Genomic DNA, 22,825 nt, shown 5'->3' with positions numbered 1-22,825 from the left:
GTGGGCCCGCAGGTATGCCTGGGGATATTCCGGTCCAGCTCCAAACAAGCCTTGAATTTTAGTACGACGCTAGTCGCGTACCTGGTCATCAGCCATGCGAGGAGGCCGTACGAGGGCACCGGAACCGCTGATTCCGGTGTGGCGACGGTGCTCTGACATGGGGGTATGTCATCCTGACGAGATCTGCCCCACATCTGTGCGTAACGCGGCGAACACGACGAGTTGAGGGCCTCGATGCGTACAACGAGTGAGGGCCGCGACCTGATGGTCGCGGCCCTCACTCCTCTGTGTGTCCGAGGGGGGACTTGAACCCCCACGCCCGATAAAGGGCACTAGCACCTCAAGCTAGCGCGTCTGCCATTCCGCCACCCGGACAAGGTGTTTGTCGCGCGGGGTTTCCCTCGCGGCGACAGAGGAAACATTACCAGGCTTTCGAGGGCCCCCGGTCACACCCCGTCGCCGCGTGAACGGCGTGTGACGGGCCGGGTCCGGCCTTGGGGCGAGGCGGGGGTGGGGGAGAGGATGAGGGGGGACCACCAGCAGTGACAGTGGGAGGAAGCAGCGTGAGCGAGTCGAACACGGCCAGGAGCGTCTCTGGCGAGGACGAGGTCGTGGACCTCTGTCGCGAGCTGATCCAGATCGACACCAGCAACTACGGGGACCACTCCGGACCGGGTGAGCGCAAGGCCGCGGAGTACGTGGCCGAGAAGCTCGCCGAGGTCGGGCTCGAGCCGCAGATCTTCGAGTCGCACAAGGGACGCGCGTCGACCGTGGCCCGTATCGAGGGCGAGGACCGCTCGCGCCCCGCGCTGCTCATCCACGGCCACACCGACGTCGTACCGGCCAACGCGGCGGACTGGACCCATCACCCCTTCTCCGGCGAGATCGCGGACGGGATGGTGTGGGGCCGCGGCGCGGTCGACATGAAGGACATGGACGCCATGACGCTGGCGGTCGTCCGGGACCGGATGCGCAGCGGGCGCAAGCCGCCGCGTGACATCGTCCTCGCGTTCCTCGCCGACGAGGAGGCCGGCGGTACGTGGGGCGCGCGGCACCTCGTCGACAAGCACCCCGACCTCTTCGAGGGCGTGACCGAGGCGATCGGCGAGGTCGGCGGGTTCTCCTTCACGGTCAACGAGAAGCTGCGGCTGTATCTCGTGGAGACCGCCCAGAAGGGCATGCACTGGATGAAGCTGACCGTGGACGGCACCGCCGGGCACGGTTCCATGATCCACAAGGACAACGCGATCACCGAGCTGTCCGAGGCCGTCGGGCGACTCGGGCGGCACAGGTTCCCGGTCCGGGTGACGAAGACCCTGCGGCACTTCCTCGACGAGCTCGGCGACGCGCTCGGCACCGAGCTCGACCCGGAGAACATGGACGAGACGCTCGCCAAGCTCGGCGGCATCGCCAAGCTCATCGGCGCCTCGCTGCAGAACACCGCCAACCCGACCCAGCTCGGTGCCGGATACAAGGTCAACGTGATTCCGGGGCAGGCGACCGCGCACGTCGACGGGCGTTACCTGCCGGGGTACGAGGAGGAGTTCCTCGCCGACCTGGACCGGATTCTCGGACCGAGGGTCAAGCGTGAGGACGTGCACGCGGACAAGGCGCTGGAGACCACCTTCGACGGGGCGCTGGTCGACGCCATGCAGACCGCGCTGTCCGCCGAGGACCCGATCGCGCGGGCCGTGCCCTACATGCTCTCGGCCGGCACCGACGCCAAGTCCTTCGCCGACCTCGGCATCCGCTGCTTCGGCTTCGCCCCGCTCAAGCTGCCGCCGGAGCTGGACTTCGCGGGCATGTTCCACGGGGTCGACGAGCGGGTGCCGGTGGATGCGCTGAAGTTCGGCGTCCGTGTACTCGACCGCTTCATCGAGGCGTCATGACGCGTTGACGCCCGCAATCGCCCGTACGTGCGGAGATCGCCCGGGACGGGTGAATGGGACCATAAGCTCGTAGCTCAAGTACTTCTTCCTCGTTACAGGTGATGTGATCCGCTACTTGGGGATCGCATTTGCCTACAAGGAGGAATAATGATCAAGAAGGTCGTCGCTGCTGCGGCTGCCACTGGTGGTCTGGTTCTCGCGGGTGCGGGCCTGGCTGTCGCCGACTCGGGTGCCCAGGGTGCCGCTGTGCACTCCCCGGGCGTCATCTCCGGCAACGTCATCCAGGTGCCTGTTCACGTCCCGGTGAACGTCTGCGGCAACACGGTCTCCGTGATCGGGCTGCTGAACCCCGCCTTCGGCAACACCTGCATCAACAAGTGACGTTGTGCCTCACCCCATGAGGGTCTGAGCCCGTCGGCCCCGGAGCGTGCGCCATGCGCTCCGGGGCCGACCGGCTTTCGGCGCACGCACGGGATGGATGCGTGCGCTTTCCGGAGGGTCCAAGCCAAGGACTAAGGCAGGGAATTCAGCTATGCGACAGGTCACCCGCAAGGGCCTGATGACCGTGGCGGCCGCGACCGGCGTACTCGCCGCGACCGGAGGCTACGCACACGCCGACTCGGGTGCGAGCGGCGTCAGTTCCAACTCGCCCGGCGTGCTGTCGGGCAACACGGTGCAGGCACCGGTGCACGTGCCGGTCAACGTCTGCGGCAATACCGTGAACGTCGTCGGGTTGCTCAACCCGGCGATGGGCAACACGTGCGTCAACGACGGCGGCGGTGGGTCGTCCGCCGGGGGGCACGGGGGCGGCGGCTCCCACGCCGGTGGGCACGCGAGTGACTCGCCCGGCGTCGGCTCCGGCAACCACGTCCAGGCGCCGATCGACGTGCCGGTCAACGTCTGCGGCAACAGCGTGAACGTCGTCGGAGTCGGCAACCCGGCGATGGGCAACGACTGCGCGAACGGACACGGCGACCACACCCACTATCCGCCCGGCGGCGGTCACCCCGGTCAGCCCGGTCACCCGGGACACCCCGGTCACCCGGGACACCCCGGTCACCCCGGTCACCCGGGACACCCCGGCTACCCGGGCCAGCCGGGGCACCCTGGGCAGCCCGGACACCCCGGCCAGCCCGGCAACCCCGGACACCCGGGTACGCCCGGACACCCCGGAACCCCGGGCACGCCGCCCAGCTCGCACCGCCACCACCCGGGGACGCAGAACGTCTCCCAGCCGCAGAGCTCCGCGGCGCAGCTCGCCCACACCGGCAGTGACCTGCCGATCGGCGCGGTGATCCCGGCGGGCGCGGGCGCGCTGCTGGCGGGCGCCGTGCTCTACCGTCGGGCGCGCTCGGGCGCGTAGTCGGGCAGGACAGAGAGAAGTGTCCGGGCCTGGAACGGGGGTCGGGGCAGGGGTGATCGCTTCGCCACAGGCATCCCCTGTGGCGAAGCGGCCGGAGCGGGCCCGCACGGGCGGGCCCCGCTCCGTTTCAGCCGCTTCCGCTCACCACGTGGCACGCACCTGGCGGATGATCCGCCGGCGCAGCCGCACCTTGCGGCTGCCGTCGGGGTGCAGGCTGAGGCGGTCCAACTCCCAGTGTCCGTACTCCGCATGGTCCGTCAGCAGGCGTGTCGTCTCCTTGCGGGACACCCCGCGCGGCACGTACACGTCGACAAATTCGTATTCCGGCATCGCATCTATTGTGCGGGCAGAGGCCCTGTACGGATAGCGTCTGCACTATGTCTGATGCTGTGCAGCCCACCGCTGCCGAGGTACGCGCCGCCGCCGAGGCTGTCAAGACCGCACTCGACCGCCACCTGGCCGCGGTCGAGCGCAGGTCGGGCGATGACGACCCGGCCGTATACGAGGCGTTCAACGAGCTGGCCGCCGCGGCCGAGGAGTACGACGAGCTGCTCTACGACCGTTATGACGAGGTCACTCCCTTCGAGATCCCCGGCAGCGACGACACGCTGCCGCCGTACACCGGCCCCGAGGAGCCGAACGCGCTGAGCGTGCTGATCCGCCGGGACTACGCGGTGGTGGAGCCGCAGCGACTGCTGGCGCAGGCTCAACGGGTGGAGGCCGTGGAGGAGAACGGGGCCACCGCGGCCGCGGGCTTCGACGCGGCGTCCGGCACGGTGCACGGGGCGCTGGGCGTCCTGTTCGGCGAGTTCGAGCCGGACGAGATCGCCTCTCGGCACAAGGAGTTCGGCCTGGAGGAGGGCGACTCGACACTCTGGGTCACGGCCGCCGACGAACCGGCCGACCCCGGCGAGTGGCTCGAGACCCCCTTCGAGGCGATCGACCCGCAGCGCGTGGTCTGCCGTTTCGACGTCAGCGCGGTCTTCGACGACGAGTCGGACGACGACGACCTGGAGGACGACCTCGCCCCGGACTCCGAACTGGACGAGGACGGGGACCTGGAGCCGCTGGACGCCGATCGCTGAGCACCGCGTCAACGGGATCCTGAGCATGCCGTCGCGGGAGCGCTGAGCGCCGCGTCACAGGAAGCGGGTGCGCTGAGCGCCGCGTCACAGGAAGGTGGCGGTCACCGGAAGCCCGGTGGCCGCCACCTTCCCGCGTACGGGAGCCGTGTCCCTGGGCGGGCGGCTCAGCCCGCCGCCGGGACCTGTGCCTTGAGCAGGGCGGGCAGGCGCGTGGTGCGCGGCTTCTGCGGGACCTCGGCCACGGCCCGCTGCAGGGCCTGCTCCACCCCGTGGACCACGGACAGATGGCGCTCGGCCCGGCCGAAGGCCGTGTAGACCCAAGGCCTGGTCAGGGCCGCCGCGGCGTCACCGGGGAGCACCACGACCGCGGCGGGCCAGCGCAGACCGACCGCCTGGTGCGCCGTGAGCGCCCAGCCGTGCCGCACGGACTGCTCCACCCGCTCCTTCGGTACGACGACGGGCAGACCCGAGCACTCCAGGTGCAGCCCGTCGGCGTCGGCCTTCACCACGTGCCCCACCGTCGTACGACCCGGAGCGGGGGAGTGGGCGACGCGGTCCCCGGGGTCGAAGCCCCCGAAGCGGCCGGGGCCCGGGTTCAGCCGCTCCTTGAGCGCGCTGTTGAGTGCGCGGGTGCCGACGGCGCCGCCGTGCCCCGGGGTGATCACCTGCGTCTGCTCGGCCGGGATGCCGATGGCGCGCGGCACCGAGTCCGCGACCAGCTGCACGGTCCGGTGCACCGCCTCGCCGGCGTCCCGCACGGGGACGATCACGACTTCCTTGCCGGGCGCCTCGACCTGGTTCAACTCGCCGATGCCGACCCCGGAGACCAGCTCCCCGACGGGGCCGGGGTCCGGCGTCCGCGAGGCCACCTGCGGGCACACCCGGGCGGCGAGCAGATCGGCGAAGACCCGCCCCGGACCCGCCGACCACAGCACTCCCGGGTCCCCGCTCAGCACCAGCCGTGCGCCGTCCGGCAGCGACTCGGCGAGCATCGCCGCCGTCTCGACGTCCAGCTGCGGTGCGTCCAGGACGACCAGGAGGTCCAGGTCGAAGGCGCCTTCCGCGTCCCGGCCCGGGCCCTCGGCGCCCGAGAGGAGCCCCGCGACGGTGGCGACTCCGGTGACCGGCCCGTCCCCGGCGTCGCCCGAGGGGCCGGCCGGCAGGCCGTACCGCGCCATCTGGGCCGTGCAGTCGTCGCGGCCGCTCGGCGTGTGGGTGGCCGCCCAGCCGCGCAGGCCGAGACCGCGCGCGGCGTGCAGCAGCGCCGCCACCTCGGCCTGGGACGCGTGCCCGCCGGTGTGCAGGACCAGGCCGTGGCCGGCGACCGCCCGGATCAGCTCCGCGGCGGAGCGGGTGGCCGAGGCGGCGGCCTGCTCCCATCCGTCGGCGGAGCCGTCCGTCTTCGGTACGGAGTTCATGACCCGGGCCAGTCCGTCGGCGAGGCTCTCCTCGGCCAGCGCGTACCGCTCCAGGCCGATGAGGACGCGGACCGGGCGCTCCTCGGACTCCTCGGCGCCCTCCTCCTGGGCCGGGGGCGCGGTGTCAAGGGCGTCCTGGAAGACGAGCGCGTCGCCCTCCGCGAGGGCGCTCTGCACGGCCGCGTCCGGATCCGGCACCGCGCGCTGGGCGAGCGCGGCGGTGAGCGCCGGGGCGTCGAGAGCGGTGTGCCCGGCGAGGGCCGCCTGCTCGAGGAGCCATACGGTGACCGCCCGCCCGCGCCGCTCGTCGTCCGGGTGGCACTCCGCGCCGAGCAGAGCGCGGGCGAACCCGTCGGCCTGCTCGGGCCGCACCCCGGCGACCCGCAGCAACTGCCAGGGGTCCTCGCGCAACTGGTCGTCAGCGCCCTCGCCGAGTGCCGCGAGGGCCCCCGGTGCGAGGGTGTCGGGGGCGCCGCCCTCGTCCAGCACTGCGCGTACGGCGGCGACGGCTTCCGGTGCGAGGGCCGCCGAGGCCTCGGCCGGGGCGGCCACCGGCTGCGGGCGCGACACGGGCTCCGGGGCGACCGCCCGGCGCGGCGTCGGCTCGGGCTCACGGAACGCGGTGGCCACGGGCTTCTCGCCGCTTTCCACGGCCCGCACCGCCGCGAGCAGATCGGCGGCCGTCCCGCTGAGCTTGGTCCCGGCCGCGATCGGCCCCTGCTTCTCGGCCTTCCGCCGTTCGATCCGCTCCCGCTCCAGCCGCTGCGCCGCCAACTCGGCCGCTGCCTCGGACAGCTTTGCGGCGTCCGCCGTGCCGTCGGCTTCCGCGCCGCCCTCGCCCTCGACCGCGTCCGTGACCGCGGCCGTGTCTGTATCCGTGTCCGTATCCGTGTCCACGTCCTGCGGGTCGGCGGTCGCTCCCGCGCCCGGCGTCCCCGGCTCCACTTCCTCCGTGGTCTCGGGCTCCGTGCTCACAGCGTGCTCCAGTCGTGATCGGGATAGTGGTGCACCGGTGCCGACACGTCGTCGAGCGCCCGGCAGATCTCGTCAGGAAGACTAAGGGTCTCCACTGACAAGGCGGCCGTGAGCTGCTGAGCGTTGCGCGCGCCGACGATCGGGGCGGCGACACCGGGCCGGTCGCGGACCCAGGCGAGGGCGACCTGCAACGGCGTGACCGCGAGGCCGTCCGCCGCCGTCGTCACCGCGTCCACGATGCCGCTCGCCGTGTCGTCCAGGTACGGCGCGACGAACGGCGCGAGGTGCTCCGAGCCGCCCCGGGAGTCCGACGGCGTGCCGCCCCGGTACTTCCCGGTGAGCACCCCCCGCCCGAGCGGGGAGGACGGCAGCAGGCCCACGCCCAGGTCGAGCGCCGCGGGCAGCACCTCCCGCTCCACGCCGCGCTGGAGCAGGGAGTACTCCATCTGCGTACTCGCGATCCGCGTCCGTGTCCCGGGCGCCGCCAGCTGCCAGGTCGCCGCCTTGGCGAGCTGCCAGCCGCAGAAGTTGGACACCCCCGCGTACCGCGCGCGACCGCTGCTGACCGCGAGGTCGAGCGCCTGGAGGGTCTCCTCCAGCGGGGTGTCCGGGTCGAAGGCGTGGACGTGCCACAGATCCACGTAGTCCGTGCCGAGGCGCTGAAGCGAGGCGTCGAGTGCCGACAGGAGATGCCCGCGCGAGCCGTCGAACCGCCGGTCCGGGTCGGGCACACTGCCCGCCTTCGTGGAAATGACCAGGTCGCGACGCGGCACGAGCCCTTCTATGAGTTGTCCGAGCAGGTACTCCGACTCCCCGTCCCCGTACACATCGGCGGTGTCGACGAGGTTCCCGCCCGCTTCCCAGAACACCTTCAACAGCTCCGCGGCGTCGTGCTCGTCGGTGTCCCGCCCCCACGTGAGGGTGCCGAGTCCGATCCGGGACACACGCAGGCCGGTACGGCCGAGATGCCTCTGCTCCATGGACGCCGAGATTACTGGCCAAAACTCGCCTCGTGGGGGCCCTGTGGACAACCTGGATGATCAGACCTGAACCCGTTCCTGCCACCGCGCCCACCAGCGCGCTAGGTGTACTGACCTGTGAGGTTGGGGACGCGGCTGGCGGGTGGTTGGCCCTTGAGCGCGGTGTGTCCGCGGTGGTGATTGTAGGTGTGGAGCCAGACGGGGTATGCCTCGCGTCGCTCGGCTTCGCTCCGGTAGGGCTGTGCGTAGGCCCATTCGTCGAGGAGGGTTCGGTTGAACCTCTCCACTTTCCCGTTGGTCTGGGGCCGGTAGGGGCGGGTGCGTTTGTGTGAAATCCCCGACTCTGCAAGGGAGTTGCGCCAGAGGTGCGATTTGTAGCAGGAGCCGTTGTCGGTCAGGACGCGTTCGACGGTGATCCCGGCCTGGGTGAAGAAGGCGTGGGCGCGGGTCCAGAAGGCGACGGCGGTCTCCTTCTTCTCGTCGGTGAGGATCTCGCTGTAGGCGAGGCGGGAGTGGTCGTCGACGGCGTTGTGGAGGTAGCTGTAGCCGGCGCCGGAGCGGGTCTTGCGGCCCGCCTGGCGTCCGAGGGTCTTGTGTCCGCCGCCGTCGGGGATGTTGCCGAGCTTCTTGATGTCGACGTGCACCAGCTCGCCCGGGCGGTCGCGCTCGTAGCGGCGGATCACCCGGCCGGTGGCCCGGTCCAGGTGCGTGAGCCGGGCCAGGCGGTAGCGGGTCAGGACGCGGTGGACGGTGGCCGGGTTCAGGCCCAGGAGGTAGGCGATGCGGGCCGGTCCCCAGCGGCGCAGCACGCGGACCTTGATGATCCGGCGTTCGGTGCGGGTCGGGGTCCGGCGCGGGCTGCGGTGTGGGCGCGAGGACCGGTCGGCCATGCCTGCCTCGCCGAGTTCGCGGTAGCGGCCGGCCCATCGCTGAGCCGTCGTGGGTGAGACCTGGAAGCGTTCGGCGGCCCGGCGCAGCGTCCAGCCGTCCTCTACGACGCAGCGGGCCAGACGCAGGCGTCCGGTCTCGGTCAGGGGTGCATTACGGTGGAGCACGAGGGCCTTTCGGTCGGTGTAGACGTCGCAATCCACACCGAACCCGGAAGGCCCTCACTCGTTCAAGATCACCCCACCGTGAAACCTGTCACCAACCTCCGTGGACAGAACAGCTAGGGTCTGCGGCACAAGGGACGTTACTGATCGGTAAGGGGATCGGCCATGCAGCTCGGGATCAACCTCGGCTACTGGGGCGGCGGAATGGACGCGGACAATCTCGCCGTCGCCCAGGAGGCCGACCGACTGGGATACGCGGTGTGCTGGGCCGCCGAGGCCTACGGCTCGGACGCGGCCACCGTGCTCACCTGGGTCGCCGCCAAGACCGAGCGCATCGACGTCGGCTCGGCGATCTTCCAGATCCCGGCCCGTCAGCCCGCGATGACCGCGATGACCGCCGCGACGCTCGACTCGCTCTCCGGCGGGCGCTTCCGCCTCGGCCTCGGCGTCTCCGGGCCGCAGGTCTCCGAGGGCTGGTACGGCGTCAAGTTCGACAAGCCGCTGGCCCGCACCCGCGAGTACGTCGAGATCGTACGCAAGGCGATGACCCGCGAGCGGCTGTCGTACGAGGGTGAGCACTGGACGCTGCCGCTGCCGGACGGTCCTGGCAAGCCGATCAAGCTGACGGTGCACCCGCAGCGCGAGCACATCCCGCTGTACATCGCCGCGATCGGCCCGAAGAACCTGGAGCAGACCGGCGAGATCGCCGACGGCGCCCTGCTGATCTTCCCCTCGGCCGAGCACCTCGAGGACACCGCGCTCCGCCATCTGCGCGCGGGTCGTGAGAAGGCCGGCAAGACCATGGAGGGCTTCGACGTCTGTCCGACGCTGCCGCTGGCCGTCGGCGCCGACAAGGACGTGACGGCGCTCGCCGACATGTTCCGCCCCTACACCGCGCTGTACGTCGGCGGCATGGGCAGCCGCAAGCAGAACTTCTACAACCAGCTCGCCCAGCGCATGGGGTACGAGAAGGAGGCCGCCGAGATCCAGGACAAGTACCTGTCCGGCGACAAGGAGGGCGCGGCCGCCGCCGTTCCGCACACGCTGATCGACCAGACCACCCTGCTCGGCTCCGTGGACCGCATCGCCGAGCGGATGAAGGCCTACGCGGCGGCGGGCGTCACCACGCTCACGCTGTCGCCGGCCGGCTTCACGCTGGAGGACCGGATCGCCTCGCTGCGCGCCGGTTCGGACGCGCTGGAGCGGGCCGGTCTGGCGTAACGCGCCGCAACCCTCTCCCCGGAGGGACGGAAGAAGTTCTGCGGCCGTGGTGGGGGCTCGGGGGGTCTTCCCCGCCACGGCCGTCACGGGGAACAACGCGCGGGCGTGTCCTGGGTTACGCGCCAGGGCCCGCCCCGTCATCCTTCGTTCGGCGCATTTGTCCGACACATCGGTTGCCGGGCCCCCGGCATCCCATTTGACTCGTTTTCTGCGGACCCTGCAGAAAGGGTGTCATCGATGCTTTCGGCCAAGAGCCTGTTCCAGGAGATCCTCGACAACGACGAGTCGTTCCGGCTCTTCTGCTCCATCGCCGCCAGTGGGGAGTCGCAGGGTGGCTGGGAGAACGCGCGCATCGCCGCCCTCGTTCCGCCGAGCGCACGCGAACTCGCCCCGAAGATCACCCGGCACGGCGCCGACGAGGACAAGCACGGGCGGATCTTCAACGCCCTGATGAACAAGCGCGGCCTCACGCCGGTCGAGGTCCCGGCCGACACCGACTACACGATGCTCCTGGAACGGCACGGGATCGGCCTCGCCCACGACAAACTGAAGAGCCGGCAGCCACTCACCGTTCTGGACATCGTCACCTACCTCGCCCACAGCAGGGTCACCGAGCAGCGTGCCTCCGAGCAGATGGAGTTGCTGCTCAGGCACTTCGCCGACCATCCCGACATCGGTCGCGCGGTCCGGATGATCTCCGAGGACGAGGACCGGCACCTCGCCTACTGCCACGAGGAACTGCTCCGCTTCGCGTCCGCCGGACACGGCCCGGCCATCCGGCGGACGCTGCGCGCGTGCGCGCTCGCCGAGATCCGCGTCTACCGGGACGTCAGTCTCGCCGTGATGGTCCACATGGGAGGCATTCTCGGCTGGTCGAGGGCCAGGGAGGCGACGCTCGCCGCGGCCATCCACACCGTCTACGCCTACGAGCGCGCCGCGGGCTGGCGCCGCATGGTGTCCCTGAAGATGCCGGAACACCGCGACGCCCTGGGCGGCCCCGCGCCCCCCGCACCGGAGGTGGCGTGACCCGTCACAGCCAGCCTCGCCGCTTGAAGAGGTGGTACAGCAGGAATTCCAGCGCCACCATCGCCAGGATCACCACCGGGTACGACCAGAGCCAGTGCAACTCGGGCATGTGGTCGAAGTTCATGCCGTAGATGCCGGCGATCATCGTGGGGACCGCGGCCATGGCCGCCCACGCCGAGATCTTCCGCATGTCGTCGTTCTGGCGCACGCTCATCTGCGCGAGATGCGCCGCGAGGATGTCCGAGACCAGCCGGTCCAGGCCCTCCACCGACTCGTTCACACGGGCCAGATGGTCGTTGACGTCGCGGAAGAAGGGCTGCGCCTTCTCGTTCACGAACGGCACGGGGGTGCCGGCTGCGCCCGAGCCCGAGAGCCGGGTCAGCGGAACGGTCAGGGGGACCGTGGCCCGCCGGAACTCCAGGATCTGCCGCTTGAACGTGTAGATCCTGGACGCGGTGTGCCGTGAACCGCCGCCGTTCGGCGAGAAGACCTCCGCCTCCAGCCCCTCCAGGTCCGTCTGGAGTTCGGTCGCCACCTCCAGGTAGTGGTCGACCGTGGCGTCGGCGATCGAGTAGAGCACCGCCGTCGGTCCGTGCCGCAGCATCTCGGGGTCCTCCTCCAGTCGGCGGCGCACCTGGGCGAGAGGTGAGCACTCGCCGTGCCGGACGGTCACCACGAAGGCGTCCCCGATGAACACCATCACCTCACCGGTGGTGACGACATCGCTCTCCGCCTCGTACGCGACCGGCTTCAGGACCACGAACAGCGAATCGTCGTACATCTCCAGCTTGGGCCGCTGATGCGCCTTGAGGGCGTCCTCGACCGCCAGCGGGTGCAGCCCGAACTCCTCGGTGACGAGGTCGAACTCCTGCTCCGTCGGCTCGTACAGCCCGATCCAGATGAACGCGTCGCCCTCGGCGCGTGCCAGATCCAGGGCGTCGGAGAGGTCCTCGGGGCCCTCCGTCCGGCGCCCGAGATGGTAAATGGCGCAGTCGACGATCACGGAGCGTATTCTCCCGTCACCCGGCCGCCACCGCACTCCGGCTGCCGTTGTCCACAGGCCCCTCCGGGTCTCCGAGTCACCCGTTTACGCTGGGCCGCATGCCCACCCTGATTCTCGTACGGCACGGACGTTCGACCGCCAACACCGCTGGGCTGCTCGCCGGCTGGACGCCCGGCGTCGCCCTCGACGAGCGCGGCGCCCAGCAGGCCGCGGAGCTGCCCGGGCGGCTCGCCGCGCTGCCGATCTCCGAAGTCGTCACCAGCCCCCTGCAGCGCTGCCAGGAGACCGTGCAGCCGCTGCTCGACGCCCGCCCCGAGCTGCGTGTGCACACCGACGAGCGGATCGGGGAGGCGCACTACGGCGACTGGTCCGGCCGCAAGCTCGCCGAGCTGAAGGACGAGCCGCTGATGGAGGTCGTACAGGCGCATCCGTCCGCGGCCGCGTTCCCCGGCGGAGAATCGATGCGGGCGATGCAGACGCGGGCCGCCGAAGCGGTGCGCGAGTGGAACGCGCGCGTGGAGCGCGACCACGGCGGCGACGCCGTCTACGTCATGTGCTCGCACGGCGACATCATCAAATCCCTTGTCGCGGACGCACTCGGACTTCATCTCGACCTCTTCCAGCGGATCTCTGTAGAACCGTGTTCCATCACCGCGATCCGTTACACACGACTGCGTCCCTTCCTCGTGCGCCTCGGGGACACCGGCGACCTCGCCTCCCTGGCGCCGCGGGAGGAGCCCCCCAGCGGGGACGCCCCGGTCGGTGGCGGTGCGGGCGCACCGTGATCGTCGGCCGCAGTAGGGTGAAGCGGTCGAAGCAGCGCAGTAGTTGTCAGCAAGTTGTCAGCAGCCGATGAGGGCCGAGGCAGTCAGCCGGTCCACATGCCGATTCCAATGGAGACAGGACGTGTCCCGTCAGGTGTTCCTCTACGACCCCCCGGACCGTTTCGTGGCCGGTACGGTCGGGTTGCCCGGGCGCCGTACCTTCTTCCTGCAGGCCTCCTCAGGCCCCAGGGTGACCAGCGTCGCCCTGGAGAAGACCCAGGTCGCCGCGCTCGCCGAACGTATGGACGAGCTCCTCGACGAGGTCGTACGGCGCACCGGCGGCAGCGCACCCGTCCCGGCCATGGCCCCCGCCGAGGTCTCCGACACCGCCCCTCTCGACACCCCGGTGGAGGAGGAGTTCCGGGTCGGCACGATGGCGCTGGCCTGGGACGGTGACGAACAGCGCATGATCGTCGAGGCGCAGGCCCTCGTGGAGCTCGACGCCGACACCGACGAGGACCTCGCCGAGGCCGAGGAAAGGTTGCTCCAGGACGAGGAGAACGGCCCGCCGATGCTCCGCGTCCGGCTCACCGGCGCGCAGGCCAGGGCCTTCGCCAAGCGCGCCCTCGACGTCGTCAACGCGGGCAGGCCGCCCTGCCCGCTGTGCAGCCTCCCGCTCGACCCGGAAGGACACGTATGTCCGCGCCAGAACGGATACCGCCGCGGAGCGTGACCACGGCCGAGCTGCTCGCCCTGGGCGAGCTGAAGGTGCGCGGACGGATCCGTGAGGCCTCGAACGCGGTGCTGTACTGCTCCGTTTCGTACGAGGGCAGGGACGCGTTCTGCGTCTACAAACCGATCGCCGGGGAGCGGCCCCTGTGGGACTTCCCCGACGGGACCCTCGCCCAGCGTGAGGTGGCCGCGTACGAGGTCTCCGAGGCCACGGGCTGGGGGCTGGTGCCCACCACCGTGCTGCGCGACGGACCCTACGGCGAGGGCATGTGCCAGCTGTGGGTCGAGGCCCTGCCGGAGGCCGACGGGGACGGGCTGCTGGCCCTGGTGGAGGCCGAGGAGCCCGCGGCGGGCTGGAAGGCGATCGGCTTCGCCGAGGTCGGCGAGGGAGAGACGGCGCTGCTCGTGCACGCCGACGACGTGCGGCTGCGGCGGCTCGCCGTGCTCGACGCCGTGATCAACAACGCCGACCGCAAGGGAGGGCATCTGCTGCCCGCCGGTGAGGGGCGGTTGTACGGCATCGACCACGGGGTCACCTTCAACGCCGAGAACAAGCTGCGCACGCTGCTGTGGGGCTGGGCGGGGGAGTCGCTGACGCCGGAGGCGGTCGAGGTCCTCACCGCCCTGCGGGACGGTCTGGCGCCGGGCGCGCCGCTCGCCACCCGGTTGGCCGAACTCATCACCACCACCGAAATCGACGCCACACGCGCGCGTGTCGAGGCGATGCTCGCCTCGGGAAAACACCCGGAGCCGAGCGGGGAGTGGCCGGCGATCCCCTGGCCACCGGTGTAAACACCCTCGCCCGTCCAGGAGCCGGGCCCGCCCGGCCCACACCGAGTGCGCCGACCGGGTCCCACGAAATCCGGCACCCCCGGTTGGTGCTGGGCGCCCGTTGCCGCGCCCGGATTCGGGCGCGGTCGGCTCTGGCTGACGGGTGGCGTCCGGTCCGCGGCACGTGACGTGCGACACTCACCGCCTCGCGCGTAGCCGGTCCCGGCGGCGCACACGCCCGTGGGGTGGGGCGCGGGCCCGGCGGCTCACGTTCTCGCTCACGGCGCATGTGAGGGGGGCGGATCGCCGTCCTCGGCGGTGTGCGCGGTGGGTTGTGCCGTCGTACGGCGCCCTCACCCCCGTAGGACCGGATGACGCACACCGTCGGGCGTCGCGCAAGAGGGCCTTCCGCGTCATCAGGGCTGGTCCGGTTCGTATACGGAAGTTCCGTCCGGTTAGGCTCATGACATGCATGCCTGGCCCGCTTCTGAGGTCCCCGCCCTGCCTGGTGAGGGCCGCGACCTCCGGATCCACGACACCGCGACCGGCGGCCCCGTCACACTCGACCCCGGTCCCGTCGCCCGTATCTACGTCTGCGGCATCACGCCGTACGACGCGACCCACATGGGTCACGCGGCGACCTACAACGCGTTCGACCTCGTTCAGCGCGTGTGGCTCGACACCAAGCGGCAGGTTCACTACGTCCAGAACGTGACCGACGTCGACGACCCGCTCCTGGAGCGGGCGGAGCGCGACGGCGTCGACTGGGTAGGACTCGCCGAGAAGGAGACCGCCCTCTTCCGTGAGGACATGACCGCCCTGCGGATGCTGCCGCCGCGGCACTACATAGGCGCCGTCGAGGCGATACCCGGCATCGTGCCGCTCGTCGAGCGGCTGCGGGACGCGGGCGCGGCGTACGAACTCGAAGGGGACGTCTACTTCTCCGTCGAGTCCGACCCCAACTTCGGCAAGGTGTCCAACCTGGACGCCGCCGCCATGCGCCTGCTCTCCGCCGAGCGGGGCGGTGACCCGGACCGTCCGGGCAAGAAGAACCCGCTCGACCCGATGCTCTGGATGGCGGCGCGGGAGGGGGAGCCCAGCTGGGACGGCGGCTCGCTCGGCCGCGGCCGGCCCGGCTGGCACATCGAGTGCGTCGCCATCGCCCTCGACCACCTCGGGATGGGCTTCGACGTCCAGGGCGGCGGCTCCGACCTCGCCTTCCCGCACCACGAGATGGGCGCCTCGCACGCCCAGGTGCTCACCGGCGAGTTCCCGATGGCCAAGGCGTACGTGCACGCCGGCATGGTCGCCCTCGACGGCGAGAAGATGTCGAAGTCCAAGGGCAACCTCGTCTTCGTGTCGAAGCTCCGGCGCGACGGCGTCGACCCGGCCGCCATCCGCCTCGCCCTCCTCGCGCACCACTACCGCGCCGACTGGGAGTGGACGGACACCGTCCTCACGGACGCGGTCGCCCGTCTGGAGAACTGGCGGGCGGCGGTGTCGCGTCCCGACGGGCCGTCCGCCGAGGCGCTGGTCGAGGAGATCCGCGAGGCCCTCGCGAACGACCTGGACGCACCGGCCGCGCTCGCCGCGGTCGACCGCTGGGCGGCGCTCCAGCGCGAGACGGGCGGTACGGACGAGGGCGCCCCCGGCGTCGTCTCGCGTGCCGTGGACGCCCTCCTGGGCGTGGCCCTGTAGTTCCTCCCGTACACGTGTGGGGCGCCGGGCGGTCGTACCGCCCGGCGCCCCTTCTCTCAGATCTCTCTCAGAGCGTCACTTGTTCACGATGACGGCCTGTACGGCGCTGCTGTTGGCGTCGTAGAGGCCGATGACCTGCTGCCCGTAGGCGAAGGCCTGCTGGACCTCGTCGTGGGTGACCTGGTTGGGGTTCACCAGGGGGCGCCAGGCGTTGTCGATGAACAGGTAGAGGATCGACGGCTGGCCCGGGAGCGGGGTGACCACGTCCCAGAAGTGCTGGGCGATCCCGCTCGTCAGGACCTGTGCCTGCTGCTGTTGCTGCTGCCCGCCGAGCTGCTGGAGCAGCTGCTGGAACGGCTGCTGCTGCCCCATCTGCTGAAGCTGCTGCTGGAGGTGCTGCGGAATCTGCTGCTGCGGGATCAGCGGTTGCGGGTTCTGGTGCAGCGGGTTCTGCTGCTGCGGGTGCTGGAGTTGCGGGTTCTGCAGCTGGCCGAACGGCTGCTGCATCTGCTGTCCGAACGCCATGGGCTGCTGCTGTCCGAACTGCTGGGGCGGCGCCGTGCTCGGTCCCTGCTGCCCCAGCTGGATGCCTTGCTGGATGCCCTGCTGGTGTCCTTGCTGCTGACTCATCTGCGGGGTGGTGCTCATACGGGTGCCACCTTCCGTGAATCATCGAATCGTTGACTTGCGGCTACGCCCTCGGACACGTCAGCCCGTGACCACCAGGCCGACGATCTCGTCGTCCGAGAACCAGACACGTACGTCGGGCCGTCCGCCCGCGAAGGCGGAGTGCACCGCCTGACGGATCTCGGGGGAGGGGTTGTCGAGGTTGCGCCAGTCGCCGGCCACGAACAGCCGGAGCCTGGGCGGGAGTTCGCGCGGGTACGGCAGCAGCTCGTCCCAGTACCGTTCGGCCTGGCCCGAGCCGACCGCCTCCGGCAGCAGACGGGTGACCGCCGCCTTGATGTCCGGCCGGTTGCCGATCCGCTGGGAGGCGGGTCGGCCCGGCGCGTCCTGCTGCGGGGAGCCGGTGGCCCGCAGCACCGCGCGGGCACGCTCCGGGGACATCGGTTCCTGGGCCGCCGCCTTGAGCATGCCCTGCAGCGCGGCCAGGGCGCCGACCACCACCGGGGAGGCGGAGGAGGTCCCGGAGAACGTGTCCGTGTACCAGCCGATCTCCTCGGCACCGCCCTGCAGGTCGCCGGGCCGGTCCCAGAAGCCGCCGGTGGTCGTGACCTCGCGCCCCCAGCCCTGCGCGTCCACCCGCGCCCCGTAGTTGGAGAAGGCGAGGCGGGAGCGGTCCGGGCCGTGGTCGCGGCCGTGCGTGCCGGGCGGCGGTGCGCCCGCGCCGACCAGTACCGCGCCCGAGGACGGGTTGGCGGGGTTGAAGGGGTTGCGCCACCACGCGGGGAACTCGGCGGGGCGCCGCTCGTACACCGCGTCGTCGAGCGACTCGGCGCCGTTGCCCGCGGCCGCCACGACGAGTACCCCCTTGGCGGTCGCGTACCGGATGGCCGCGAAGTTGTCCGGCCACCACTCGATCGCGATGTAACCCTGCTGGTCGTCGCGCTCCTCGAAGTCGAACCGCGGCCCTGGGGCGTGCAGTTCGACCAGGATGATGTCACCGGGGCCCAGCCGGTCGGCCGCCGCGTGGATCGCGGCCGCCGTGCCCATGCCCTGGAACGACGCGGCCGCGGTCACCGCGTCCGGCGCGATGCCGGTGATCCCGCGCTCGTCGCGGTCGCCGCCGATCACCCCGATGACGGCGGTGCCGTGGTTGCGCCAGGCGAGGTCCGTCAGCGGGGTGCCGACGACCACGCCCGCGAGCTTCGCGGCCAGGTCCTCGTGGCCGAGCTGCCACGCCCCCTCCACATCGATCACCGTCACGCCCTGGCCCGTACCGCCCGGCCGCTGCCAGGCCCAGTGGGCGTCGATGCCCTCGGGCGCCGGCCGCAGATAGCCCTGGCGGCTGGTGAAGTCCGGGGTGACGGGCGCCCCCTCCTTCGTCCGTCGGCCGTCGTCCGAGCTCGCCGAGCCGTTCGTGCTCCGCCCGACCGACCCCACCGAGGCGGGGACGGCGCCGGGCTTCACGTACGCCGTGTCGATCTCCGGCAGCGCGGCGATCCGTGAACGCAGCTCCTGGGCGCGGCTCTCGACGCCGCGCACCCGGTAGAAGAGCGCGAGGTCGCTTCCGCCCCCGCCGTCCGCCACCTCGGACTGCCGCAGTCGTTCCTCGCCGCCGAACAGCGGCTCCAGGGCGAGCTGTTCGTCACTGAGGAACATGTTGAGGGCCGACACGTCCGAGCCCGCCGCCGAACGGACGCCCTCGGCCCCGGCGCGCAGCCGGGCCTCGGGGCGTGCGACGACGATCAGCTCCTGCTCGGCTCCCCGGTAGGTGAACCCCGCTCCGTCGGGTCCCGGCCCGGCCGTTCCCGGGCCCTGCGTCGGCTGTACCTGGTCGGTCATCGCGTACCGCTCCTCTCGGTTCGGTTCTGCGGGTGTTGCCAAGTCCCGTCCCCGGGCCGCGCCTTCGGGGCACAACCTGGCACGCCGACGGCGACTCGTCCACCCCGGCTTCGCCAACTCGGTTTGAAAACAAGTTGAATGGGGAAACCTGTGCAATCCGTCCTGAAACAGATGTCACGCAGCAAACCGGCCAAAGACTGCGGAGTCAGGGGTCATGTGGTGGGGTGGCAGGGACAGTTGATCGCCGGACCGGTCAACTCCCGGTCCCGCCCGGAAGGACGCACCGTGACATCCACGCACCGTTCGTTCCCAGGCCGTCTCAGCCGCCGAGGACTGCTCACCGCCGGTGCCGCGACCGCCGGCGCCGCGCTCGCCGGGTCCTCGGCCGGCCCGGCCTGGGCAGCGGAGACCTCGTTACCCGCCGTCATCCATCTGCCGAACGGCATCCGCCCGGAGGGCATCACCATCGGCGGCGGCCCGTACGCCTACCTCGGATCCATCGCCGACGGTTCGGTCTACCGCGCCGATCTGCGCACCGGACAGGGCCGGACCATCGCCCCCGGGCCGGGTACGGCGGCGGCCGGGCTCAAACTCGACGGCAGGGGGCGGCTGTTCATCGCCACGGTCGGTACGGGCGCCCGCGTGGTGGACGCCCGTACCGGCGCCGAACTCGCGTCGTACGTCCTCGCCACGGAGCCCGAGACCTTCGCCAACGACGTGGTCCTGACCCCCGCGCGGTCTGGTTCACGGACTCCTACCAGCCCACGCTGTACGCGCTGCCACTCGGCCCGGGCGGCGCCCTGCCGGACGCGGCCGACGTCGTACGGCTCCCCCTGAGCGGCGACTGGAGCCAGGTGCCCGGCGCCACGATCAACGCCAACGGGATCACACGGACCCCGGACGGTGCCGCCCTGCTCGTCGTGCAGACCGGGGCCGGCGGCCTGCACCGGGTCGACCCGAGGACCGGAGTCACCCGGCTCGTCGACCTCGGCGACGCGGCGCCCCTCGTCAACGGCGACGGGCTGCTGCTCACCGGGCGGACGCTGTACGTGGTGCAGAACATGCAGAACGCGATCGACGTCTTCCGGCTCTCGCCCGACGGGCGCAGCGGCGTCTTCCGGCGCCGCCTCACCGACCCGGACCTCGACGTGCCGACCACCGTGGCCGCGTACGGGGACCGCCTGTACCTGCCCAACGCCCGGTTCACGACCACGCCGACGCCGGACACCCCGTACGACGTGATCGCCGTCGCACGCTGACGCGTGGAGACCGCGGGGCGCTGAACGCGGAGGGGCGGTGCGCCAGACGCGCACCGCCCCTTCCGTCGGCCCGGCTTCCGCCCGGCCCGATCCGTCCGCTCAGTCCTCCGGGGAGTCCTCGTCCTCGGTGCCGGTCTCCGGCCGCGGGGGCTTGGGAGGCTTCGGACGACCGCCGGGGTTGTCCCGCAGATACGAGGAGCTGTCGCTGCCGTCGGCCGTGGCATGTCCGCCGGGGGCCGGGCCCGCAGGACCGCCGCCGTCCCGCCGCCGCAGATAGCGCTCGAACTCGCGCGCGATCGCCTCGCCCGACGCCTCCGGCAGCTCCGCGGTGTCCCGGGCCTCCTCCAGCGTCTGCACGTACTCGGCGACCTCGCTGTCCTCGGCGGCCAGCTGGTCCACGCCCAGCTGCCAGGCGCGCGCGTCCTCGGGCAGTTCGCCCAGCGGGATCCGCAGGTCGATCAGGTCCTCCAGGCGGTTGAGGAGCGCCAGCGTCGCCTTCGGGTTCGGCGGCTGCGACACATAGTGCGGTACGGCCGCCCACAGTGACACCGCCGGTACGCCCGCGTGCGTGCACGCCTCCTGGAGGATGCCGACGATGCCCGTGGGGCCCTCGTACTTGGTCTCCTCCAGGTCCATCGTGCGGGCCAGGTCCGGGTCTGAGGTGACCCCGCTCACCGGCACCGGACGTGTGTGCGGGGTGTCACCGAGCAGTGCGCCCAGGATCACCACCAGCTCCACACCCAGCTCGTGCGCGAAGCCGAGCAGTTCGTTGCAGAACGAGCGCCACCGCATCGACGGCTCGATCCCCCGGACCAGCACGAGGTCGCGCGGCTTCTCGCCGCCGACCCGGACCACCGACAGGCGCGTGGTCGGCCAGGTGATCTTGCGGACCCCGCCGTCCAGCCACACCGTGGGGCGGTTCACCTGGAAGTCGTAGTAGTCCTCGGCGTCCAGCGCCGCGAACACCTCGCCCTTCCACTCCTTGTCGAGATGCGCGACCGCGGTGGAGGCGGCGTCGCCGGCGTCGTTCCAGCCCTCGAACGCGGCCACCATGACCGGGTCGATCAGCTCGGGAACCCCCTCGAGCTCGATCACCCAGCGCCTCCTTCCGACGTGCCCCTTACGTACGCCCCAACCTTACGGCGTGCCAAGGGGGCCTCCGCAGCCCCCTTGCACGGGGGAGTGAACGGATCACTGCCCCGCCGAGGGGCCGGAAACACGCGTGATCGCCACCATGAACCACCCCCCGAGTCATCCGAGCTGTTTCTACAGGGTGCTGCGCAGCCACTGCTCCACGCTCGCGATGTGCACCGTCGCCCACGAGCGGGCCGCCTCCGCGTCGCGGTCCCGCAGGGCGGACAGGATCGCCCGGTGCTCGTGCAGGGTGCGGCTGACCGCGTCCTCCTGGGTGAGGCCGCGCCAGATCCGGGCCCGGGTGGTGGGCCCCGAGAGGCCGTCCAGCAGCGAGCACAGGACCGAGTTCCCGGAGCTCTGCACGATGCCCCGGTGGAACTCCAGGTCGCAGGCGACGAGTTCCTCCACCGAGGGGGCGGCGCCCAGCGCGTCCAGCTGGGAGGTCAGGGCGTGCAGTTGCTGCTCGCTGATCCTCGAGGCGGCCATCGCCGTCGCGGCGGGCTCCAGGATCCGGCGCACGGCGAGGAACTCGAGCACCGTGTCGTCCCTGTGGAAGTCGACGACGAAGCTCAGCGCCTCCAGGAGGAGCTGGGGGTCCAGGCTGGTGACGTACGTGCCGTCGCCCTGCCGTACGTCCAGGATGCGGATCAGCGAGAGCGCGCGCACCGCCTCCCGCAGGGAGTTCCGGGACAGGCCGAGGTCGGCGGCGAGCTCGCTCTCCTTGGGAAGCCGGTCGCCGGGGCGCAGCGTGCCGGAGACGATCATGCCCTTGATCTTCTCGATCGCCTCATCGGTGACTGCCATGGCCGACCTCCCTGTCACTCCGGATGTCGCTGAGTCATCCGATGTCTTGGGCCATTATGTGGGGTCACCAGGCCGAACGGACAGAAACGTCAGCGTTTCCCGGGCTCCTGTACGGTGTCGCGGACGTTCGGAACATCAGGAGTGCCCGCCATGCCCCAGGAACTGCGCGCCGTCGACTGGACCGGAAGCAGCCTCGCGCTCATCGACCAGACGATCCTGCCGCACCGCACCGAGACCCGCGAGATCCATGACGTGGACGGGCTGGTGGACGCCATCCAGCGGCTCGTCGTGCGGGGCGCGCCGGCGATCGGGGCGGCGGGGGCGTACGGGGTGGCGCTCGCGCTGTTGCAGGGGGAGCGCGAGGGCTGGTCGGCCGAGGAGACGCGGGCGGCCGTGGCCCGCGTCCGTGCGGCGCGCCCGACCGCGGTGAACCTCATGGTGTGCGTCGACCGGGTGATGGCCCGCTTCGACGAGGGACTGGACGCGGTCCTCGCGGAGGCCGCGGCCGTCCAGCGCGAGGACGTCGAGGCGAACCGGGCGATGGGGGCGTACGGCGCGGACTGGCTGCTCAAGAAGGTCGGGGTGGACCGGCCGCTGCGGGTGCTCACGCACTGCAACACCGGTGCGCTCGCCACCGCCGGCTGGGGCACGGCGCTCGGCGTCATCCGTGAACTGCACGCGCGCGGCCTGGTCGAGGTCGTCTACGCCGACGAGACGCGTCCCCTCCTCCAGGGCTCCCGCCTCACCGCCTGGGAACTCGTCCAGGAGGGCATACCGCACTACGTCCAGGCCGACGGCGCCGCCGCGGGAACGATTCTGAGGGGCGAGGTCGACGCGGCGGTCGTCGGCGCCGACCGCATCGCCGCCAACGGCGACACGGCCAACAAGGTGGGCACGGTCGGAATCGCCCTCGCCTGCGCGGACGCCGGAATCCCGTTCCTGGTGGCCGCCCCCACCACGACGGTCGACCTGACCACGGCCAGGGGCGCCGACATCCACATCGAACTCCGCGGCGAGGACGAGGTACTGGAGTGGTCGGGCGTACGAACGGCGCCGGCGGAGTCCCGAGGCCACAACCCGGCCTTCGACGTCACCCCGGGCCGCCTGGTGACGGGCCTGGTGACCGAACGCGGGGTGCTGGAGATATCGGCGGGCGAACTCCCGGCCCACCACCTGCGCTAGTCG

At 71.4% G+C, this 22,825-nt stretch carries 20 protein-coding genes, 1 tRNA gene and 1 pseudogene; 12 read left to right on the top strand and 10 right to left on the bottom strand.

Annotated elements, in window-relative coordinates; all coding sequences use genetic code 11:
- Positions 1-290 precede the first annotated feature (290 nt).
- A tRNA-Leu gene (locus FNV62_RS13730) sits at positions 291-375 on the bottom strand.
- Between the two features lie 188 nt (positions 376-563).
- On the opposite strand from FNV62_RS13730, the gene FNV62_RS13725 reads away from it, so the two are divergent.
- The 3 genes from FNV62_RS13725 (at position 564) to FNV62_RS13715 (ending at position 3,252) form a co-directional block, all read left to right on the top strand.
- The gene (locus FNV62_RS13725; RefSeq protein ID WP_143601180.1) at positions 564-1,889 is read left to right on the top strand and encodes a M20/M25/M40 family metallo-hydrolase; all 1,326 of its coding nucleotides are present in this window, start codon (positions 564-566) and stop codon (positions 1,887-1,889) included.
- Positions 1,890-2,036: 147 nt separating this feature from the next.
- The gene (gene chpH, locus FNV62_RS13720) at positions 2,037-2,270 is read left to right on the top strand and encodes a chaplin ChpH (RefSeq protein WP_054231124.1); all 234 of its coding nucleotides are present in this window, start codon (positions 2,037-2,039) and stop codon (positions 2,268-2,270) included.
- 151 nt (positions 2,271-2,421) lie between these two features.
- Positions 2,422-3,252 carry a chaplin gene (locus FNV62_RS13715; RefSeq protein ID WP_143612912.1) on the top strand — a complete coding sequence of 277 codons (831 nt, stop codon included), beginning with the start codon at positions 2,422-2,424 and terminating at the stop codon, positions 3,250-3,252.
- Between the two features lie 141 nt (positions 3,253-3,393).
- Here the strand turns inward: FNV62_RS13715 and FNV62_RS13710 are convergent, their stop codons facing one another.
- A complete protein-coding gene (locus tag FNV62_RS13710; protein ID WP_054231126.1) occupies positions 3,394-3,582 on the bottom strand; it encodes a DUF5703 family protein in 189 nt (62 codons plus the stop codon).
- Positions 3,583-3,629: 47 nt separating this feature from the next.
- On the opposite strand from FNV62_RS13710, the gene FNV62_RS13705 reads away from it, so the two are divergent.
- Complete coding sequence (locus FNV62_RS13705) at positions 3,630-4,337, top strand: hypothetical protein (RefSeq protein WP_054231127.1); 708 nt, start codon at positions 3,630-3,632, stop codon at positions 4,335-4,337.
- 164 nt (positions 4,338-4,501) lie between these two features.
- Here the strand turns inward: FNV62_RS13705 and FNV62_RS13700 are convergent, their stop codons facing one another.
- The 3 genes from FNV62_RS13700 to FNV62_RS13690 all read right to left on the bottom strand — a co-directional run bounded on the left by FNV62_RS13700 (position 4,502) and on the right by FNV62_RS13690 (position 8,765).
- Entirely contained in the window at positions 4,502-6,730 is a 2,229-nt protein-coding gene (locus FNV62_RS13700) for a helix-hairpin-helix domain-containing protein (protein WP_143612911.1), read from the bottom strand.
- Positions 6,727-7,710, bottom strand: a complete 984-nt coding sequence (locus FNV62_RS13695; RefSeq protein ID WP_060902276.1) for an aldo/keto reductase — start codon at positions 7,708-7,710, stop codon at positions 6,727-6,729. Before FNV62_RS13695 ends, FNV62_RS13700 begins: the two co-directional genes overlap by 4 nt.
- A gap of 101 nt (positions 7,711-7,811) precedes the next feature.
- Positions 7,812-8,765: an IS481 family transposase gene (locus tag FNV62_RS13690; protein ID WP_144314686.1), complete on the bottom strand. Its 954-nt coding sequence runs from the start codon at positions 8,763-8,765 to the stop codon at positions 7,812-7,814.
- Positions 8,766-8,927: 162 nt separating this feature from the next.
- Here FNV62_RS13690 and FNV62_RS13685 point away from each other — a divergent pair, with 162 nt between their 5' ends.
- Complete coding sequence (locus tag FNV62_RS13685) at positions 8,928-9,983, top strand: LLM class F420-dependent oxidoreductase (RefSeq protein WP_054231130.1); 1,056 nt, start codon at positions 8,928-8,930, stop codon at positions 9,981-9,983.
- A gap of 237 nt (positions 9,984-10,220) precedes the next feature.
- Positions 10,221-11,009 (top strand): ferritin-like domain-containing protein, encoded by a 789-nt coding sequence (locus tag FNV62_RS13680; RefSeq protein ID WP_143612910.1) that lies wholly within the window; start codon positions 10,221-10,223, stop codon positions 11,007-11,009.
- A gap of 4 nt (positions 11,010-11,013) precedes the next feature.
- Here FNV62_RS13680 and corA read toward each other — a convergent pair whose 3' ends face one another.
- Complete coding sequence (gene corA, locus FNV62_RS13675) at positions 11,014-12,012, bottom strand: magnesium/cobalt transporter CorA (protein ID WP_097284004.1); 999 nt, start codon at positions 12,010-12,012, stop codon at positions 11,014-11,016.
- A 98-nt stretch (positions 12,013-12,110) separates the two neighbouring features.
- Here corA and FNV62_RS13670 point away from each other — a divergent pair, with 98 nt between their 5' ends.
- The 4 genes from FNV62_RS13670 to mshC all read left to right on the top strand — a co-directional run bounded on the left by FNV62_RS13670 (position 12,111) and on the right by mshC (position 15,977).
- Complete coding sequence (locus FNV62_RS13670; protein WP_143612909.1) at positions 12,111-12,797, top strand: histidine phosphatase family protein; 687 nt, start codon at positions 12,111-12,113, stop codon at positions 12,795-12,797.
- A 121-nt stretch (positions 12,798-12,918) separates the two neighbouring features.
- Positions 12,919-13,509, top strand: a complete 591-nt coding sequence (locus tag FNV62_RS13665) for a DUF3090 domain-containing protein (RefSeq protein ID WP_054231134.1) — start codon at positions 12,919-12,921, stop codon at positions 13,507-13,509.
- Positions 13,473-14,300: an SCO1664 family protein gene (locus FNV62_RS13660; RefSeq protein WP_097284003.1), complete on the top strand. Its 828-nt coding sequence runs from the start codon at positions 13,473-13,475 to the stop codon at positions 14,298-14,300. The genes FNV62_RS13665 and FNV62_RS13660 overlap by 37 nt, the downstream gene beginning before the upstream one ends.
- A gap of 447 nt (positions 14,301-14,747) precedes the next feature.
- The gene (mshC, locus tag FNV62_RS13655) at positions 14,748-15,977 is read left to right on the top strand and encodes a cysteine--1-D-myo-inosityl 2-amino-2-deoxy-alpha-D-glucopyranoside ligase (RefSeq protein ID WP_143601176.1); all 1,230 of its coding nucleotides are present in this window, start codon (positions 14,748-14,750) and stop codon (positions 15,975-15,977) included.
- A 75-nt stretch (positions 15,978-16,052) separates the two neighbouring features.
- Here the strand turns inward: mshC and FNV62_RS13650 are convergent, their stop codons facing one another.
- Complete coding sequence (locus FNV62_RS13650) at positions 16,053-16,625, bottom strand: hypothetical protein (RefSeq protein ID WP_179858124.1); 573 nt, start codon at positions 16,623-16,625, stop codon at positions 16,053-16,055.
- 60 nt (positions 16,626-16,685) lie between these two features.
- Entirely contained in the window at positions 16,686-18,443 is a 1,758-nt protein-coding gene (locus FNV62_RS13645) for a S8 family peptidase (protein ID WP_143612908.1), read from the bottom strand.
- Between the two features lie 285 nt (positions 18,444-18,728).
- Between FNV62_RS13645 and FNV62_RS13640 the strand changes: the two are divergent.
- Positions 18,729-19,702: pseudogene (locus FNV62_RS13640) on the top strand (SMP-30/gluconolactonase/LRE family protein).
- Positions 19,703-19,801: 99 nt separating this feature from the next.
- On the opposite strand, the gene FNV62_RS13635 reads toward FNV62_RS13640, so the two are convergent.
- A complete protein-coding gene (locus FNV62_RS13635) occupies positions 19,802-20,797 on the bottom strand; it encodes a PAC2 family protein (protein WP_060902285.1) in 996 nt (331 codons plus the stop codon).
- Between the two features lie 171 nt (positions 20,798-20,968).
- Complete coding sequence (locus tag FNV62_RS13630) at positions 20,969-21,640, bottom strand: FadR/GntR family transcriptional regulator (protein ID WP_054231141.1); 672 nt, start codon at positions 21,638-21,640, stop codon at positions 20,969-20,971.
- A gap of 150 nt (positions 21,641-21,790) precedes the next feature.
- On the opposite strand from FNV62_RS13630, the gene mtnA reads away from it, so the two are divergent.
- Complete coding sequence (gene mtnA / locus FNV62_RS13625) at positions 21,791-22,822, top strand: S-methyl-5-thioribose-1-phosphate isomerase (RefSeq protein ID WP_097288857.1); 1,032 nt, start codon at positions 21,791-21,793, stop codon at positions 22,820-22,822.
- The last annotated feature ends 3 nt before the right edge of the window (positions 22,823-22,825 follow it).

Source organism: Streptomyces sp. RLB3-17, from assembly GCF_007113425.2.
Classification (GTDB): domain Bacteria; phylum Actinomycetota; class Actinomycetes; order Streptomycetales; family Streptomycetaceae; genus Streptomyces; species Streptomyces mirabilis_D.
This window is presented reverse-complemented; position numbering and strand designations above follow the sequence as displayed.